Raw genomic sequence first — 576 nt, forward strand, 5'->3', positions numbered from 1 at the left:
CACGCCGCTCGCCCCCAGGTCCCGCAGGCGCACGCGCATCTCGGCCGCGGCGCCCGCGGTGAACGTCACGGCCAGCACCGACGCGGGGCGGTAGACGCCCGTGCGCACGCCGTACGCGATGCGGTGCGTGATCGCACGGGTCTTGCCGGTGCCCGCGCCCGCGAGCACGCAGACGGGGCCCGTCAGGGCGGTGGCGACGGCACGCTGCTCGGGGTCGAGCGCGTCGAGGAGGGAGTCGGCGGACATTGTCGACCAGTCTCCCAGCACCCGCCGACACCCGGGGCCGCCGACTCCCGGCGCGCGTGCGAGGATCGAGGGACGACGACGCAGCACCGCCGTCGGCACCGTGAGGCACCTGCGAGGAACCATGACGACCAGCACCCCGGCACCCGGCACCGTGACGATGTACTCGACGACGTGGTGCGGGTACTGCCACCGGCTGCGCACGCAGCTCGATTCCGCCGGCATCGGCTACGACGTCGTCGACAGCGAGCAGACGGCGGACGCCGCGCAGCTCGTCGAGTCGCTCAACGGCGGCAACCAGACCGTGCCGACCGTCGTGTTCCCCGACGGCTC

At 74.0% G+C, this 576-nt stretch carries 2 protein-coding genes; one reads left to right on the forward strand and one right to left on the reverse strand.

Annotated features, from left to right (window positions below; all coding sequences use genetic code 11):
• A partial coding sequence (locus G3I71_RS45945; RefSeq protein ID WP_164324885.1) for a UvrD-helicase domain-containing protein occupies nt 1-246 on the reverse strand: 246 nt, incomplete at its 3' end.
• A gap of 121 nt (nt 247-367) precedes the next feature.
• On the opposite strand from G3I71_RS45945, the gene G3I71_RS45950 reads away from it, so the two are divergent.
• A partial coding sequence (locus G3I71_RS45950) for a glutaredoxin domain-containing protein (protein WP_164324886.1) occupies nt 368-576 on the forward strand: 209 nt, incomplete at its 3' end.

It is taken from the genome of Streptomyces sp. SID12501, from assembly GCF_010550245.1.
Taxonomy (GTDB): domain Bacteria; phylum Actinomycetota; class Actinomycetes; order Streptomycetales; family Streptomycetaceae; genus Streptomyces.